The organism is Robbsia andropogonis (assembly GCF_034047095.1).
GTDB classification, from domain to species: domain Bacteria; phylum Pseudomonadota; class Gammaproteobacteria; order Burkholderiales; family Burkholderiaceae; genus Robbsia; species Robbsia andropogonis.
On the sequence record NZ_CP139164.1, the window covers coordinates 247,505 to 264,342 of the forward strand.

The window sequence follows — 16,838 nt, forward strand, 5'->3', positions numbered from 1 at the left end:
GCCGCATTTTCGGTGGTGACAATCCGCGTCAACGTCTCGACGAATGCACGAAAGGAAGTCGATCCGGGCGAGCGGATTTCCGGCGCTCCGCCAATCGCCGATGCATTGGCAGCAGACACCATGGCCGTCCGCACATCGGCATCGGCATCGGCATCGGCGTCCAAGAGGGTACGTTCGATAATCGTTGTATCCGACACGCCATCACGCAGCTTGACCATATCCGCCTCCTGGTTTTTCTTCCACACCTAGCCGATCCAGCAAGGTGCGACGAAGTGTACCAAAGCGCGGCGCCGTCATATCGCGCGCTTCGGTGGGTCCAAGATCAACCTGCACTTCGTGCGATATACGCCCTGCTTCCATGACAAGAACCCGGTCCGCCAGCAACAGCGCTTCATCGATATCGTGCGTGATCAACAGGACCGCGCATCGATGCGCGCGCCATAGTCGGCTTACAAGGCGCTGCGCGTTGCGCCGGGTCAGTGCATCGAGTGCGCCGAACGGCTCGTCGAGCAGCAGGAGTTTCGGTTGACGCAGTAGCGCCCGCGCCAGTGATGCGCGTTGCGCTTCACCACCGGACAGCACACGCGGCCAGGCATCCCGCCGCTGCGCCAGCCCCACTTCCTCAAGGGCCGCGTCCACGCGCTGACGGTGCTCCAAAGCGCTACCTTTACCCACGTCACCGAGTGCAACATTGCGCGCCAGCTTGAGCCAGGGAATCAGGCGTGGGGCTTGAAACGCCACGGCGCGCCGTTCCGGAACCATCACCTCGCCACCGTCCGCCTCGTCGAGCTTTGCCAATACGCGCAGCAACGTGCTTTTTCCACAGCCGGAACGTCCAACCAAGGCGACAAATTCGCCATCGGCGATGTCGAGATCCAGTCGGTCGATCACGTTCCGCTCGCCGAAGCGTCGGCTGAGCGCGCGGGTTCGCACCACGTTGCCGTGACCGGAATGATCGACGTTGTTCAACGCATCGTTTTCCATCGGTTCTCGTGTCATCCGCACTTCGTCATAAGGGCGCGCAAGCCGCGGAGGCAATGGCGATTGCGCCAACGCGCCGATCTGCGCCCCGTCTCCGGTCAGCCGCCGTCGAACGCGGGACGCCAGTCCAGCAGCCGTTTTTCGAGCCAACGAACGATCAGGTCACCTGCCAGCCCCAGCAAGGCGTATACGATCAGGCACACGATGATCACGTCGGTCTGAAAAAGGTCCCGTGCATTACTCAGCAAATATCCGATGCCAGCGGTGGCATTGATCTGTTCACCGAACACCAACGCGAGCCAGCTCGCCCCGAGGGCGTAACGCAAGCCGGTCAGCAAATTGGGTAACGCGCCGGGCAGCACGATCAATGCGATCAGCCTGGCTCGCGACAATTCGAGCACGCGCGCCGCTTCGATCAACCCCACATCCACGTTACGAATGCCGGCATACACATTCAGATACAAGGGGAAAGTGCTCGCCAGCGCGATCAATGCAATCTTCGGCGTTTCGCCAATGCCGAACCAGATGATCAGCAGCGGAATCAGCGCGATATGTGGCACCGTGCGCAACATCTGCATCGGTGGGTCCACGAGGTCTTCGGCAACGCGCGACAAGCCGCATAGCAAGGCCAGGCCGACTCCGGCCGCGCCACCGATCCCCAGGCCGATCAGGACACGATGCAGTGATACCCACAACGCCGCGGGCAGCTCTCCATCCTGCCACAACGAGACCGCCGCGGACAGGATCGCGGGCGGCCCCGCCAGCACTTCCGGACGTAACACGCCGGTTGCCGACAAACTCCACCATGCGGCAAGGATCACCGCGACGCCCACCGTCCGCCGCAACGATCGCGGCAAGTGCTGCCAGGATAGAGGCGACGCCTTGCGTGCACGCGCATCGCCTCCTTCCTGCCGGGGATCGGAAGACGGAGCGCGCGACGAGCCCGGGGCGCGGAGGGATTGTGGATCCGCACTCATGCCGTTATCCCATGATAGAGGTGGGCGGCGAGATCGACACCCGGTTGCAACAAGCCCGCGCTAATCCACGTCTTGTACGTCGCGTCGACGCGCTGCCGCACGCCATCCCCGATAGGCTGGCGTTGATAGCCCACGGCATCGTTATAAGTGCCGGCGGCGACTTGATCGTCCTGCTTGGAAAACCGCTTGAACCAATCGATATAGCCCGCGCGATTGCCCCGCCCCCATGCCAGGGCCCGATCCTGCAAACGTGCAAAGTGGGCGATGGCGGCCACTTTCGCGGGGTCCTTCAACGCCTCCGGATGCGCGCTCAACAGCGACAAACCCGAATTGATGCGTGCACCGTCATCGAGCGTCTGCGCATGCAGCACGCCGACCGTGCGGGCTCGAAAAATCCCCCAGGTCGACCAGGCATCAATGCCCCCGCTCGCAAACGCGGCGCTGGCGTCGGTGGGCGCGAGGAATGCGAGCTTCACGTCGCTCAGCGGAATACCCGCCTGCTGCAACAGCCCGACAACCAGGAAATGACCAACGCTGCCGCGCGTGGTCGGCGAGATGGTCTTGCCCCGCAACCCTTGCAAAGATGCGATGCCGCTATTCGGCCGCGTCAGCAACGCCGTATCGGTCGAATGGGTACGCTGCCACGCAGCCACCACCTGCACTGGCGATCCACCGACAATGGCCGTCACCGTGGGTGAGTCGTTGGCCGAGCCGATATCGGTCGCATTGGCTTTCAGGGCTTCGTGCAACGCGGCGGCGGTGGGAAACACCGACCACTCGATCTTGAAAGGCACGTCCTTCAGCAGGCCGGCAGCCTCGAAAAGGCCGCGGGTCGCGCCAGTCTGGTCGCCCACGCGCAACGTCACATTCCGCAACGCCGCATCGGACACTTGCCCGGCGCCTGATGCAGTGGAAACCGCCCAAGCCGGCACGGACAAGCTTGCCGAGGCGGCCGCTGCGCCCAGCGACACGGCCTGTCGCAGCCATGCACGCCGCCCCGCGTCGCCACGTTCGCGCAAGTCGTCGCCGGCGGTCAGTGCGTCGCCGATCGATGCCCCGGCACCGATGGTCTGGCGCCAGGACTGGAACGCCCGAAAAGACGGGAGCGATGAAATCAAAGGCTTCTGCATGGATCTCGTTTCCAGAATATCCGGACATCATTACATGACCTTTCATGCTAGTAGCAGGCTCCCCCTATCCCAAACAACGATTTCTAAGATGAATAGAAATCATCCATGCATATCCTTATCGAAATTCGTCGTTTGCGATCCGAAGGCGCACATCGCTATGGTGTTCGTGGAATGGGACAACGATCCCTGCATGAAAGTCTTCTTGGAGAACCCGCATGAGCATCGAATTCATCGGCTATGTCAGCCACCAGGAGTCCAGCGAGACGCATTTGCCTCAGGGACCCACGCTAAATGTGCCCTATATTGGCTCGGTGGCGCAGGCCCATGAGTTCGGTGGTTTCGACCGGGTACTGATCGCGCATTCCAGCGCCTCACCGGATGGCGGCCAGATTGCCGCGTACGTGCTGCATCAAACCCAGCGCCTGGGGGTGTTGCTCGCCCATCGACCGGGCTTTGTCGCGCCCACCCTGGCAGCCCGGCAATTGTCCACGCTCGACCATTTCTCCGGGGGGCGGCTCGCGGTGCATATTATTTCCGGAGGCGACGACACGGAGCAGCAACGCGACGGTGATTTCCTCGACCATAGTGCCCGTTACCGCCGCACCGATGAGTACCTGGATGTCGTCAAGACCGCCTGGACCAGCGATGCACCGTTTGACCACCAGGGCGAGTTCTACCGGGTGAAAGGTCACAAATCGCAGATTCGCCCCGTCCCCCGAGCCAACCTGCCACATTTGCCGGTGTATTTCGGCGGCGCATCGGATGCCGCGATCGAAGTGGCAGGCAAGCACGCCGACGTGTATGCGCTCTGGGGTGAATCCCTGGATCAGGTTGCCGAATTGGTCAGGCGCGTGCGCGCGGCGGCGGCACGATATGGCCGGCAAGACAAGATTCGCTTCAGCCTGTCATTGCGTCCGGTCATTGCCGCGACCGAAGAGGCCGCCTGGGCGCGTGCCGATGCGATCCTCGAACGTGCGAAGGAGGTGGTCACGCGTTCCCCGAATTTCACGCGTCGACCGCAAGATCCGCAAAACGTGGGCGCAAAGCGCTTGCTCGCCGCGGCAGCACGAGGTGCGGTCGTCGATCGGCGCTTGTGGACCGGCATGGCGGCGTTGACCAAGGCCGCCGGCAATTCCACTGGCCTGGTGGGCACGCCAGAACAAGTGGCCGAGGCGCTGGTCGAATACTATCGCCTGGGTATCACGACATTCCTGGTGCGCGGATTCGATCCCTTGGAGGATGCGCTGGCGTACGGCCGTGATCTCTTGCCGATCGCCCGCGAACGCATTGCCATTGAGGAAGACAAGGTGGCACGCACCGGTCAAGCCGCCGCCTGAGCGGCAGCAAACGCCCTGCAGCAAAAAGGACTGACTAAGCGCGAAGGACCGCATCGGAGGTAGCATGATACGGTCCAATCGAATTGTCGCGAGGTGTCGTCCATGTCGTTCAAGCTGCCCGTCCTGTCACCTGGCGCATTTCGTCTGTGGCTTGCGTTCGTCGTCTTTGTAACGCACACCACGCCGTTGAAGCTGGGAGCGTCGGCAGTCTTCCTCTTTTTCGCGCTAAGCGGCTATTGGATCGACCGGATGTGGCACGCCGAATACCGGCATGTGGCCCGCCCGGTACGCACCTTCTACCTTTCTCGACTCTGGCGGATCTTTCCGGTCTTCTATGCGGCGCTGGCGCTGATGCTGATCTGCGCGGCCTGTGGCTGGATCGCCTTACCGCATCCCCTGCTGTTCCCGCCCACTGTGCCACCCGGCCTGGATACCGCCGCGTCGAGCAATGTGGTCGGGAGCACGACGTCCGGCCCGTTCGCGGCAATCCATTATTATTTTTCGCATGTGCTGCTGTTCGGTTACGCGACGATCACACCAGCGTGGCGCGTAATCGGTCCGCTGTGGTCGATCGATATCGAATTGCAGTTTTACGTGGTGGCACCGCTTGTCATCTGGCTACTGGACAAGACGCGCAGGATGCAAGGCAGTCCGACGGACGGCACGACGGCAGACGTGGAGATACCGTCGGTCGGCGCGCGGACCGGGCGGATTTTCCTGTTCGCGGTGTGCGTCCTCGGGTTGCTGCATATGCTGCTCGCATACCGGGGGGATGATTCGACGATTGGCATCTTGCCGGACTACCTCGCCTTCTTTGTCGCGGGTGCCTGGGTAGCACGCCGTGACTGGCGCTTTTCGGCGACCCAGGTGCAGTCGGGCGCGGCCATCGCGTTGGCCATCCTGCTGATCTGCGCCGTATATCGCCCGCTGCGCGGCGTCATGTTCTTTGGCAGCGCTTACGGCGAGATGTCGTACTTCAATACGCTGGCCAACCTGTTTATCGCCGTCGCGCTGCTGCCCTATGCGATGACGACTACCCGGAAACGTCCCGGCAAGGAAATCACAATCGAGAGAGCGGGCGTGATGCGGTGGCTACATCGCCGCATCGATCCGGCGCGCCTCGACCGGCTCCTTGGGGCATTGTCCTATGAGGTCTACCTCCTGCACGGCATCGTGCTTCTGGCCATGCACGATCGCGGTCTGCTGCCGACCGGCACCCTTGCCCGTCTACCCTGGCTGCCGTTGCCCCTCGTCATCATCGTCGGCCTGTCCTTGCTGGTCTACTATATTGTGGATCGGCCGCTGGAACGGGCACGCCACCGCTGGGTACGCACGCAACCCGGTTATCCCACACGGCCTGCGGCCACGGGCAGTGCCGCAGCCATCCCGCTCAGCAAGCAGACCCTGCACTGACGAAGGTTGTCCGGCACCGCGGAGCGTCTGTCATCCGAGTCCGCTACACTAGCGGTCGTCTTACAGCAGACTGACAATGCGCATCCGGTGCGTGGCACGTGCCTTTAACAGCCGGTCCGTGCCCATTTCCGTGTCCCGGCCGCTGCCCGATTTTCGTGCCGGTCACCCTCCGGCACCGCCGCAACAGCGTTTCTATGCAATCCATGTCCTTGTTACGCCTTCTGGCGACTTTTACCCGCCAGCAATGGCGTCCCTACGCTGCATCGGCCGTGATGCTGGCAGGCGTGGCCGTGCTCAGCGTGATGATTCCGCGCATGGTCGGACGTATCATCGACGGGCTTGTCGCGCATCAGTTGCACCTCCTCGCGCTCATGGGGGATCTGGCGATTTTGCTGGCAATGGGATTGGCAATCTATTTTTTGCGGGTTGGTTGGCGTGTGACGTTGTATGCAGCCGCCTACAAGCTGGGCACGTCGCTGCGCGAGCGGATCTACCGGACGCTCGCGCTACAAAGTCCTGGTTTTTTCCATCGGCACCGTACGGGCGACCTGATGGCGCGCGCTACCAACGATATCGACGCGGTGGAAATGACTGCCGGCGAGGCCTTGTTAGCCGGCTTCGACGGCTCGATGACGCTGATCCTGGTTGTCGCGATGATGACCGGCGGCATTGATTGGCGCCTGAGCCTCGCCGCCTTGCTGCCCTTCCCGTTCATGGCTTTCGGCTTCTGGTTGATCTCGAACCGGATTCACCACGCCTGGCGCGACTCCCTTGGCCGATTCAGCACATTAAACGACCACGTCCAGGAAACACTCAGCGGCGTGCGCACCGTCCGCGCGCTTGGACTGGAGGCGCATAACGCGAACGTACTCGCCAAACTGGCGCGTGACGCAGCAAACAGCAATCTCGAAGCACAGCGGTGGGAAGCGGCGTTCTCGCCCGTCGTCGGTATTGCGCTGACGGCATCGACGACCATCACATTGGCATATGGCGGCTACCTGGTGTGGACTGGCCAGATGACCATCGGCAACCTGACCAGCTTCAGCATGTATCTGGGGCAACTGATCTGGCCCATGTTCGCCGCCGGCTGGGTGCTGTCGCTGATCGAGCGTGGCCGCGCCGCCTGGACGCGCTTGAACCCCTTGCTCTCGGCCGAATCGGAAGTAGACGATAACGGCACTGGCGGTACGGCCGAGCCGTCGGCCACGACGCGTGCAACGGACGCCGACAACGAGCGGGAAGGGGTGTCGACCGCCGCCACGGCGCAGACATCCGACGAACCGGCATTGGTCTTCGATGCGGTGACGTTCTCGTATGCGGATCAACCCCACGCGGCGATCACCGATGTGTCGTTCCCGGTGGCGGCGGGCAGCACGCTGGGCATCGTCGGCACCACGGGCGCCGGTAAATCCACCCTGCTACGTCTTTTGCTGCGACATTATCCATTGCAACAGGGCGACATCCGCTGGCACGGAGCATCCCTCGCCACCTATTCGCTACAGGCGCTGCGCGAGCAAGTGGCCTGGGTGCCTCAAGAGGCGTTCCTGTTTTCGGCGTCCGTGGCCGACAATATCGCACTCGCGCGCCCTGACGCAAGCCGCGAGGACATCGCGCGGGTGGCCCGTCTTGCCGCTGTCCATGATGACATCCTGCGATTACCGCAGGGTTATGAAACGCCGGTCGGCGAGCGCGGAGTATCGCTGTCGGGCGGGCAGCGGCAGCGTATCGCCATTGCACGCGCGCTGCTGGCCGACGCGCCGCTCTTGTTGCTCGATGATGCCTTGTCAGCCGTGGACACCGGCACGGAAACGCAGATTCTGCGGCATTTACGTGCCGCACGACGCGGGCGCACCGTATTGATCGTCAGTCATCGCCTGTCCGCGGTGGCCGATGCGGACGATATCATCGTGCTGGGCGGTGTCGAAAGCCGTCAGGAGGGGCACATCATCGAGCATGGCAATCACGACACGCTGCTGGAACGGGACGGTTGGTACGCCCGCCAATGGCGTTACCAGCAATTGGAGGCAAGCCTGGATGCCAGCTGACATGCCTGACACCGCCCACACGACGCGCGACACCGGCGGCGGCAAAGCCGAACGCCGTGCGGCGTTCGCGCTCTTACGTCTGGCCGCCGCGCCGGAACGTCGACACGTTCTAGTGGGCACTGCCTGGCTCACCGTGGCCGCCCTGCTGGAAGCGCTGTCGCCGCTGCTCGGCAAACGATTTATCGATGCGTATCTGTTGCCGCATCGGCTTGCCTGGACACCGATCGTCATGCTGCTCACGCTTGGCGCCGTCAGCGCTTGCGTGGCGGGGGTGATCCGTTACTTCCAGTTGACGCGTCTGGCCGGCGTGGCGATGCGCTCGGTAAGACGCCTCCGGGAACAGGTGTATGGCCATGTGATGCGCTTGCCGATGGCATTCTTCGACAAGGCGATCACGGGCCAGTTGGTCAGCCGCGTCACCAACGATACGGAATCCGTCAAGGCGCTTTACGTGCAGGTGCTGTTCGTCATGCTCGACAGTTGCATCGTCGTAAGCGGGGCACTGCTCGCTATGGCCTGGCTCGATTGGCGCTTGATGCTGATCGTGCTGACCCTGGTGCCGGCGATGGTGCTGATCGTCTGGTTATATCAACGCTGGAGCGCGCCGTCCGTGGCCCGTGCCCGGCAATTGCGCAGCGATATCAATGCGCAAATGGGCGAATCGATCGCCGGCATGCCGGTTGTCCAGGCCAGCAACGCCGCCGGGCGGTTCACGCAACGTTTCATCACCACGAACAACGCCCAATACCAGGCCCGCCGCGCGGAACTGGTCGTCAACGCCTGGCTGCTACGGCCCGCGCTGGATTTGCTGAATGTGCTGATTTTGGTGGTCGTGCTGTATGGGTTCGGCATTCAGGAAATGTCGAATGCACAAGTAGGGATCCTGTACGCATTCGTCAGCTATATCGCCCGTGTCGTGGAGCCGTTGATTCAGATCACGATGCAGTTCAGCCAGTTGCAGCAGGCCGTGGTGGCCGCGGCGCGCGTCAACGGCCTGTTGCACGAAACGTTACCGCCGGCGGTGGCGGCGTTGGATAACGATGCCACCTCGCAGGGCAACGCCCTCACAGGCAGCGACGCCAACACCCACGGGGGGGCGGTGCGCTTCGATCACGTGACCTTTGGCTATGATCCGATGCATCCGGTGCTGCATGACATCGCATTGGCGATTCCGGCGGGTGCGTTTTACGGGATCGTCGGTCATACCGGAAGCGGCAAGTCGACGCTGCTGTCATTGCTGCTGCGCTTCTACATCGCGCAACACGGAACGATCACGATCGATGGCCAGGACCTGCGCACGATCGGCGACGCAACCTTTCGTGCCGGTGTCGGACTGGTGCCGCAAGATCCTTTCCTGTTTGCCGCCAGCGTACGCGAGAATATCGACATGGGTCGAGACCTGAGCGACGCCCGGATCGAGGAAGCGGCGCACGCGGCCGGTGCCCATGCCTTGATCATGGCGCTACCGCAAGGCTATGCGACCGATATGGGGGAAAACGGCGGACGCCTGTCCAGCGGGCAAAAACAGCTGATTGCCATTGCCCGTGCGCTCGCCGGGAAACCCAAGATCCTGCTGCTGGACGAAGCAACATCCCATATCGATAGCGAAACCGAACAGACGGTACAACGCGCGCTGGAAGCGCTGCACGGCAAAGTGACGATGATTTCGATCGCGCACCGGCTCTCCACCATCCGGCGCGCGGATCGTATCATCGTGCTGAATCATGGACAGATTGCCGAGTCCGGCGATCACGAGACATTGATGGCCATCGATCGCGGCATCTACCAACGGCTTTATCTGCTTCAGCAGATGCAGGGCGAAGTCACTGAGCAAAGGTAGAAAGGCTTCTGGCGACGCCCCCTCTGGCCCCGTCCACTCTTATTTTGGTGGCAAGGTCCTCCTCGTGAACGCGGATGCCGTGCGGTATCCGCCGTACCGGCGTAAGCGTGACGGTACGGCTCAGGCCCGTTACTTCGTTTTCTCGATTTGCCCACGGATTTCACCACCCGGATTCGCGGCAGTGTGAACGTTGAAATACCACTTGCCTGCCAGCAGGTCCTTGGCCTGTTCGGGCGTCAGCGTCTTGCTGCCCTTAATCGGGCTGGCAAGCGCATCCGCGGCAATCGGAATCACGGGCTTGGCGTTCTCGCCCGCAAGCGCCGGACCGTGGAAATGCGCGGCCGTCGCCGGGCCGGTCAGCTTGTCATAGCTCACCTCGTACTCGAAGTTCTTCGACTTCGTATCGTAGCTTGCCGTCAACGCCCCCGTGCCGTCCGTCTGGTGCGGCGGCACTTCATTCGCCGCGGTAAGCGTCGAGCTGAAGTGGACGACTTTCGCCATGGCCGGCAGTGAGGCGGTCATCGTGGTCAATACGATAGCCGACGCCACCAGCGCGCCACGTGGCATACGGATCAACGGGTTCGAGCGCAACGTTTCGATCGACATGCATCCTCCTTGATAGTTTTCAGGACCGCAACTTCAATCAACGCAATGATTGCCGGCGACGCCGCCAGCCTGATCGATAGTAGCGCACAACGCATGTTCATGACGGATGTGATAGCGTACTGCTCTTGCCGGGTCCCGCCGCCCGCGAAAGACACGCATGCGTCCCTTTCCAGGCGCGCCGCGGTCGACGCTTACGGGACCGGTACCCGTGACCCTCGCCAAGGACAACGCAAATGGAATACAGAAAACTGGGTGACAGCGGCATCGACGTCAGTGTGATCGGTCTGGGCACCATGACCTGGGGTGAACAGAATACCGAAGCCGATGCACACGCACAGCTCGACTATGCGATCTCGCGTGGTGTCACGCTGATCGACGCGGCGGAAATGTATCCGGTACCACCCCGCCCTGAAACGCAAGGTCGAACCGAGCAATACATCGGCACCTGGCTCGCCAAACATCCGGAGCGGCGCGGCAAGGTGGTGCTGGCGACAAAGATCGCCGGACCGGCCCGTCAACCGCATAATCCCAGGCACATTCGCGGAGAGACCAACCAGTTCGACCGGGTCAACCTGCAACAGGCGGTCGACGGTAGCCTGAAACGGCTGCAGACAGACTATATCGATCTATACCAGTTGCACTGGCCTGACCGCAGCACAACGACGTTCGGCCGATCAAACTACCCATGGATCGACGATCCGTATTCGGTACCCATCGAGGAAACATTGACGGCCTTGGCGGAGCTGGTCAAGGCCGGCAAGATCCGGCACATCGGTGTATCGAACGAAACGCCATGGGGCGTTGCGCAATTCCTGCATGCGGCGAAACGGCTGGATCTGCCGAAAATCGTCAGCATCCAGAATCCCTACAGCTTGGTAAACCGTACGTTCGAAAACGGTTTGTCCGAATTCACGCATCGCGACGGCGTGGGGCTGTTGGCGTACTCACCGCTCGCGTTCGGCTGGCTCACGGGCAAATATGAAAATGGCGCCCGTCCGGCCGGCGCGCGAATTACGCTGTATGAACGCTTCGCGCGCTACAGCAAACCGCAGTCGGTCGCGGCAATCAGCGCGTATGTGGCATTGGCAAAGGCGCACGGACTGTCGCCGACGCAGATGGCGCTGGCGTTCATCAATGGGCGTGCGTTCACGACCAGCAACCTGATCGGTGCCACTACGCTGTCACAATTGAAGGAAAATATCGATAGCGCCGACGTCACATTGAGCGAGGAAATTCTCACGGAAATCGACGCGCTTCACGAAAAGCAACCCAACCCGGCGCCCTGAGCAGGCGCGGTCGCCGGCGGAACGGAATGGATGCGTATAATCGAAAGGTTTAGTATTCCGCGATATGACGCATTCGGTGTGGGCTACCCGCAACGAAAACCGCGTTTTGAACCTTTTTACGCAACGCGTGCAACATGCACGCGCCGGGAGCATCCATGGCTTTACCCAACGACAGCGTCAGCATGGCGCTTTTCTGTGATTTCGAAAACGTCGCGCTGGGCGTGCGCGACGCGAAATACGAGAAATTCGACATTAAGCCGGTGCTGGAACGACTGCTGCTCAAGGGCAGCATTGTCGTCAAGAAAGCCTATTGCGACTGGGATCGGTACAAAGGTTTCAAGGCCGCCATGCACGAGGCGAGCTTCGAACTGATCGAAATCCCGCACGTCCGCCAAACCGGCAAGAATTCCGCCGATATTCGCCTGGTGGTTGACGCACTCGATCTTTGCTACACGAAGTCTCACGTCGACACCTTCGTCATCATCAGCGGCGATTCCGATTTCTCGCCGCTGGTGTCCAAACTTCGCGAAAACGCCAAGAAGGTCATCGGCGTGGGTGTCAAGAATTCCACGTCGGACCTGCTGGTTGCAAACTGCGACGAATTCATTTTTTACGACGATCTGGTGCGCGAACAACAGCGCGCCCAGGCCAAGCGTGACGCGGCAACCCGCAAGAATGATGAAGACCGCGCGCCGCGCCAGAAACCGGGGAAGCAAGATTCCCCCGAAGTAGAAGCGCGTAAGGAAAAAGCCTTTGCGCTTGCAGTGGAAACGTTTGATGCACTGGTGACCGAACGGGGCGATAGCAACAAGATCTGGGCATCGGTGCTGAAGGAGGCCATCAAACGCCGCCGCCCCGATTTCAATGAGTCGTATTTCGGCTTCCGCGCATTCGGTGGCCTTCTAGACGAGGCACAGGCGCGAGGACTGTTTGAAGTGGGTCGGGACGAAAAGTCGGGCACCTATGTGTTCCGAAGCGCCCAGGACATCGGCAGCCGGCTGGAAGAGCCGCCGGCATCTGCCGCGCCCGCTCCTCAATCGCCGAACCGCGGCGCACGCCAGGATTTTGCCGCTTCGCAGGACGCCAACGTCGCCGACGAGGGATCGCTTGGCACACAGCGCAGCGCAGCCCCCCGGTCCAACGAGGCGGTAACCGCGGACCGCGCACCCGCGAAAAAGTCTCGGCGTCGTGGCCGGGATCGCGATCGCGGCCGCGACGCAAATAATGAGCGCGACCCAGGCAGCGACCGTGGTAGACGCGACGCGGAGTCGGTTGTCGAAGTCGACCAAGGTGCATTTGCCGAGGACGCCAATACGGCGACGACGGCAGATACCGTGCTGGCGATTATCGACGCCCCGTACGGCGATGCTGGCGATGCGTTTGCAGACGACGCACCTCTTACGGCCGATGCTACCGGCACGAGCAAGTCACCGGAAGCGGCCGACGCCCGCACCCATGGCGCCGAAGCAGGACTCTTCGACGAAGACACCTCCGATACGTTGACCAGCGCACCAGTGGCCAGCGATTCCGCGCACTATCTGGCAGCGGACCGGGATGCGGACGCCTTGTCACTTGGCGAGCGACCCCGCCCCGGCAAAGCCTCGGCCGCACGCCGTGCACGGCGTGCCCCATCGAAGCGCGCGAGCACGGTCGTCACGGAAATGCTCGAACTCGATAGCGAGGCACCGCTTGAAATAGCCACTCCGTCCGCCGACACGCTGGCCGTCAACGTAAGCAGCGTTGTGCCACCGAGCACGGTTGCCGTTGCCGCAAGCACGCCAGACGAAGAAGTCGATGCGGTCACGCCCACGGCGGAAGCAGCACCGGCGAAACGCGGGCGCAGACCCGGCGCCTCCGCGCGGCGCGCGCGCAAGACACCGCAATTGTTCCCCGAGGAATAACGCGGCAGATCGGGCCGTTGCGCGATCACGGCAACGGCGTCTCCCCGAAAAACATGATTTTCGACAACCCATAAGCAAACCAGACAAGTGCCTTCCCGATGTAAGCAGCACGGAGCAGAAGCCCGTTCCGTCCATACGCTGCTTAGAAAGCACATGCCTCAGTCGAAAATCGTCGTCGTCACTTCGCCGCGGGCAAAGCGGAACGCATCGAGGATGTCACCGACGATCGTCCGTCCTTCGGACAGCGGTGGCAGCGCATCCGGTGAAAAAAACCCAACTTCGGACGTTTCGACACCCACCCGGGGCACCGCTCCCGGTTCCGATTCGCATAGGAAATACAGCTTGTAGAAATCACGGGGGTCCAATTTGTACGCGCCCTTGGCCTTGTGTCTCACGCTGAACAATGACTTCACACTCACGCGCAAGCCGGCCTCCTCCCATACCTCCTTGGCCGTATTCTCCGCACCCGACAGCCCGACGTCGGCATAGCCACCCGGCATCGTCCACAAACCATCGAATTTCTCGCGAACCAATAAAATCTGGTCGTCAACGATTACCGCACCCCGCACTTCGATAAGGGGTGTGGCATAGGCGGTGCCCATCGGAGGCATCAGGTCCGGAATGTGGTTGATCGGCACATTGCCAAGATCTGCAAGCATCGCATTCGAAATGCGCGCTATTTCCTCGAAACGTTCTCTATCAAACACGCCCTCGGCAAAGTGCAATCCCGTCGAGGCGATGGCCTGGAGGCGTTTTACGTAGGTAAGCCACTGATTTTCCAAAACTTTCACGCGTCAATATCCCCATCGAACCCATGAACCCATAGCCGTAACGATAAACCAGCATGGACGCACATGGGTTGACTGTACGGTAACAGTGATAGTGCAGCGCAAAGCCGCTTCAGACCCATGACATATACGACACGTTTTGGCGTGGAATACCCGCCACGGCAATTTCCCTGCTAAATCTTTCATTTTTCGGTAGCATCGTGGTTTTCCGTGTTTTCAAGAAAGCGCTTGCCATGATCGCCTCCACACCGACGCTGCGCGTCACGCCTTCCGACCATATCCTGAGCGATGCCGAACGCATCGCGCGTACGACCGGCCCGGGCTTCGGTCGCATATTTACGGATCACATGGTCGTGATTCCGTACCGGGACGGCGCATGGCAGCAAGGCGAGCTGAAGGCCTACGGCCCATTGTCTCTGGACCCCGCCACCTCGGCGTTGCATTACGGTCAAGCGATCTTCGAGGGCTATAAGGCCTTTGCACAACCGGACGGCAGTATTGCCACGTTTCGCCCGGACCAGAATGCCGAGCGTTTCAACCGTAGCGCGGCGCGTCTGGCCATGCCCGCGCTGCCGCCGGAACGCTTCCTGGAAGCGGGTGATGCGCTGATCTCAATGGACCGCAAGTGGGTGCCAACGCCTGTCGGTGAGAGTCTGTACATGCGTCCACTGATGTTTGCATCGGACGCTTACCTGGGAGTACGTCCGTCGGATGAATACCTCTTCCTCCTTTTCGCATCGCCGGCCGGTGCGTACTTCGCGCAAGGCGTAAAGCCGGTGACCGTATGGATCAGCCAGGACTACGTACGCGCGGCACTCGGCGGCACCGGCGAAGCGAAGTGTGCAGGCAACTACGCCGCCAGCCTGGCGGCGCAAGCACAAGCCCAGCAACACGGCTGCGACCAAGTCGTCTGGCTGGACGCCGCCCATCGCGAAGATATCGAAGAAATGGGCGGCATGAATTTGTTCTTCGTCTACAAGGAAGGCGACAAGGTCACGCTGGTCACACCGGAACTGACCGGTTCGCTGTTGCCAGGCGTCACACGTCGCAGCCTGCTGGAACTGGGCCGCGACCTGGGATTCCACACGGAAGAACGCAGGATCTCTGTCACACAATGGCGTGAAGACCTTGCAAATGGTCGTATGTCAGAAGTATTTGCTTGCGGCACCGCTGCGGTAATCACACCCGTGGGCAAGGCCAAGGCGAATGGTTTCGAAATGACCATCAATGGCGGCGAAAACGGTCCCGTGACGATGCAGTTGCGTCAGGCACTGCTGGACCTGCAACACGGCATCTCGGAAGACAAACGTGGCTGGCTGCACAAGGTCTGTTAAAGGCCGTTCGATAAGGCGCGACGCGTAGCAGCGTTGCGTCAGCATTGCAAGAAGGGAGGCACGACGGATCGTCATGCCTCCCTTGTTTTTTTGCTCGCCAATCTCATCGCTTGATGAAAGGCGCGCTCTGATAGCGATATCCGAAGTTGATCAACCAGGCACGACAGAAAACCGCGCAAACTTCATTTTTCGTTTTCTTACTCGGGTACGAACGATGGATATCACAACCACCAGCGTGTTGGATGGGATAGACAGATACATCCCTATAGGTCCGTACGGCGAGAGCGTCTTAATGCGTGACCACGTCGCGTCTATCATAGTACACGTTGATGCGCGTGACGCAGTCTGTTTCGCCATGTCTTGCAAACCTGCCTTGGCGATACTGGGGTGACTACGTCCACTGCACGCAGGCGTTTACCGCTTTGCATAATGTGCAAAATCAAAACGGGCTGGATGTGGCATTTCAATCCATCGTGAATATGCGCCAGGAATGGCAACCGGCATTGCTCCTGGAACGTGCCAATATCCCCCTTGTAGACTCGGACAATATCGACTGGATTGGGCTTCACCGCCGCGATACAAAAATTAATGAAATGATCACCTGGGTCACGTCAAAACCCGAGTCGTTATGGCGTGCCACGTCATTTGGGCAGCTCTACACCGGAAGGTATCTCAACGTATGGCAACCTCGACAGTACTTTCGACACCTTTTTCCGACCGTCACCCCGTACCCCGGAGAGTTCAAGGATATTGCACTTAGGTACTGGCCAGATGCGCTCACACCAATATTGGAAAGCAAGGTCGACATTCCCATTCGAAGTGTCCTCGCCGACTTTTTCGACCGCAGCGAAATCACGTTTGACGCGGTGTCCCTGGCCTTTGCGTGCGAGGCGGCCAGTCACTTGTTTCGTCGTTTCGACGGCGTCAAGGTACGCGAGACATTGCATTGTCGATACGGTGTGAGGCACTTTACACACTGGCAGGCGGTTGAAGAGTGCGTCATCACCGACATTTTCCGAAGCGTAAAAGACAGCAACGACATCGCGTTCATATGCGCTGCTGCCCATAGATGGCGGCCTGACGACTGGACGTTCGTTGCGGCAGTGAAGAATCGATATGTACTCGATTGCGAATATGCGCATAATCGTTGCACCGACGACGACACTAACGAGATTAACCTGCTATCCACATTTCGGTGAC

Annotated in this window: 13 protein-coding genes; 8 read left to right on the plus strand and 5 right to left on the minus strand. The window is 60.8% G+C overall.

Annotated features, from left to right (window positions below; translation table 11 throughout):
* Nucleotides 1-201: 201 nt before the first annotated feature.
* Genes SJQ66_RS01065 through SJQ66_RS01075 form a run of 3 tightly spaced genes read right to left on the minus strand, consistent with a single transcriptional unit; the run spans nucleotide 202 to nucleotide 3,088 of the window.
* The gene (locus SJQ66_RS01065) at nucleotides 202-1,131 is read right to left on the minus strand and encodes an ABC transporter ATP-binding protein (protein WP_407691461.1); all 930 of its coding nucleotides are present in this window, start codon (nucleotides 1,129-1,131) and stop codon (nucleotides 202-204) included.
* Nucleotides 1,080-1,958 carry an ABC transporter permease gene (locus SJQ66_RS01070; protein WP_024903771.1) on the minus strand — a complete coding sequence of 293 codons (879 nt, stop codon included), beginning with the start codon at nucleotides 1,956-1,958 and terminating at the stop codon, nucleotides 1,080-1,082. The genes SJQ66_RS01065 and SJQ66_RS01070 overlap by 52 nt, the downstream gene beginning before the upstream one ends.
* Entirely contained in the window at nucleotides 1,955-3,088 is a 1,134-nt protein-coding gene (locus tag SJQ66_RS01075) for an ABC transporter substrate-binding protein (RefSeq protein WP_052738426.1), read from the minus strand. Before SJQ66_RS01075 ends, SJQ66_RS01070 begins: the two co-directional genes overlap by 4 nt.
* A 215-nt stretch (nucleotides 3,089-3,303) precedes the next feature.
* Between SJQ66_RS01075 and SJQ66_RS01080 the strand changes: the two genes are divergently transcribed.
* The 4 genes from SJQ66_RS01080 to SJQ66_RS01095 all read left to right on the plus strand — a co-directional run bounded on the left by SJQ66_RS01080 (nucleotide 3,304) and on the right by SJQ66_RS01095 (nucleotide 9,723).
* On the plus strand, nucleotides 3,304-4,425 hold the full coding sequence (locus SJQ66_RS01080; RefSeq protein ID WP_046153730.1) for an LLM class flavin-dependent oxidoreductase: 1,122 nt from the start codon (nucleotides 3,304-3,306) through the stop codon (nucleotides 4,423-4,425).
* A 102-nt stretch (nucleotides 4,426-4,527) separates the two neighbouring features.
* A complete protein-coding gene (locus tag SJQ66_RS01085; protein ID WP_320533760.1) occupies nucleotides 4,528-5,838 on the plus strand; it encodes an acyltransferase family protein in 1,311 nt (436 codons plus the stop codon).
* A 203-nt stretch (nucleotides 5,839-6,041) separates the two neighbouring features.
* Nucleotides 6,042-7,883, plus strand: coding sequence for an ABC transporter transmembrane domain-containing protein (locus SJQ66_RS01090; RefSeq protein WP_024903767.1), 1,842 nt, complete (start codon nucleotides 6,042-6,044; stop codon nucleotides 7,881-7,883).
* A 1-nt stretch (nucleotide 7,884) separates the two neighbouring features.
* The gene (locus SJQ66_RS01095) at nucleotides 7,885-9,723 is read left to right on the plus strand and encodes an ABC transporter ATP-binding protein (RefSeq protein WP_320533761.1); all 1,839 of its coding nucleotides are present in this window, start codon (nucleotides 7,885-7,887) and stop codon (nucleotides 9,721-9,723) included.
* A gap of 129 nt (nucleotides 9,724-9,852) precedes the next feature.
* Here the strand turns inward: SJQ66_RS01095 and SJQ66_RS01100 are convergent, their stop codons facing one another.
* Nucleotides 9,853-10,329, minus strand: coding sequence for a CHRD domain-containing protein (locus SJQ66_RS01100; RefSeq protein ID WP_096335574.1), 477 nt, complete (start codon nucleotides 10,327-10,329; stop codon nucleotides 9,853-9,855).
* 233 nt (nucleotides 10,330-10,562) lie between these two features.
* On the opposite strand from SJQ66_RS01100, the gene SJQ66_RS01105 reads away from it, so the two are divergent.
* Both SJQ66_RS01105 and SJQ66_RS01110 read left to right on the plus strand, forming a co-directional pair.
* Nucleotides 10,563-11,615: an NADP(H)-dependent aldo-keto reductase gene (locus SJQ66_RS01105; protein ID WP_024903764.1), complete on the plus strand. Its 1,053-nt coding sequence runs from the start codon at nucleotides 10,563-10,565 to the stop codon at nucleotides 11,613-11,615.
* Between the two features lie 155 nt (nucleotides 11,616-11,770).
* The gene (locus SJQ66_RS01110; protein ID WP_024903763.1) at nucleotides 11,771-13,516 is read left to right on the plus strand and encodes an NYN domain-containing protein; all 1,746 of its coding nucleotides are present in this window, start codon (nucleotides 11,771-11,773) and stop codon (nucleotides 13,514-13,516) included.
* A 158-nt stretch (nucleotides 13,517-13,674) separates the two neighbouring features.
* Here the strand turns inward: SJQ66_RS01110 and SJQ66_RS01115 are convergent, their stop codons facing one another.
* Complete coding sequence (locus SJQ66_RS01115) at nucleotides 13,675-14,307, minus strand: NUDIX hydrolase (RefSeq protein ID WP_201779149.1); 633 nt, start codon at nucleotides 14,305-14,307, stop codon at nucleotides 13,675-13,677.
* A gap of 230 nt (nucleotides 14,308-14,537) precedes the next feature.
* On the opposite strand from SJQ66_RS01115, the gene SJQ66_RS01120 reads away from it, so the two are divergent.
* Together SJQ66_RS01120 and SJQ66_RS01125 are read left to right on the plus strand one after the other, a co-directional pair.
* A complete protein-coding gene (locus SJQ66_RS01120; protein WP_253465978.1) occupies nucleotides 14,538-15,638 on the plus strand; it encodes a branched-chain amino acid aminotransferase in 1,101 nt (366 codons plus the stop codon).
* Between the two features lie 329 nt (nucleotides 15,639-15,967).
* Nucleotides 15,968-16,837, plus strand: coding sequence for a hypothetical protein (locus SJQ66_RS01125; protein ID WP_320533762.1), 870 nt, complete (start codon nucleotides 15,968-15,970; stop codon nucleotides 16,835-16,837).
* Nucleotide 16,838 lies beyond the last annotated feature (1 nt).

Coding starts and splice junctions, on each gene's coding strand:
- SJQ66_RS01095 (WP_320533761.1), top strand. CDS start 7,885: ATGCCTGACACCGCCCACACGACGCGCGACACCGGCGGCGGCAAAGCC.
- SJQ66_RS01105 (WP_024903764.1), top strand. CDS start 10,563: ATGGAATACAGAAAACTGGGTGACAGCGGCATCGACGTCAGTGTGATC.
- SJQ66_RS01110 (WP_024903763.1), top strand. CDS start 11,771: ATGGCTTTACCCAACGACAGCGTCAGCATGGCGCTTTTCTGTGATTTC.
- SJQ66_RS01080 (WP_046153730.1), top strand. CDS start 3,304: ATGAGCATCGAATTCATCGGCTATGTCAGCCACCAGGAGTCCAGCGAG.
- SJQ66_RS01075 (WP_052738426.1), bottom strand. CDS start 3,088: ATGCAGAAGCCTTTGATTTCATCGCTCCCGTCTTTTCGGGCGTTCCAG.
- SJQ66_RS01125 (WP_320533762.1), top strand. CDS start 15,968: ATGCGCGTGACGCAGTCTGTTTCGCCATGTCTTGCAAACCTGCCTTGG.
- SJQ66_RS01120 (WP_253465978.1), top strand. CDS start 14,538: ATGATCGCCTCCACACCGACGCTGCGCGTCACGCCTTCCGACCATATC.
- SJQ66_RS01070 (WP_024903771.1), bottom strand. CDS start 1,958: ATGAGTGCGGATCCACAATCCCTCCGCGCCCCGGGCTCGTCGCGCGCT.
- SJQ66_RS01085 (WP_320533760.1), top strand. CDS start 4,528: ATGTCGTTCAAGCTGCCCGTCCTGTCACCTGGCGCATTTCGTCTGTGG.
- SJQ66_RS01090 (WP_024903767.1), top strand. CDS start 6,042: ATGTCCTTGTTACGCCTTCTGGCGACTTTTACCCGCCAGCAATGGCGT.
- SJQ66_RS01100 (WP_096335574.1), bottom strand. CDS start 10,329: ATGTCGATCGAAACGTTGCGCTCGAACCCGTTGATCCGTATGCCACGT.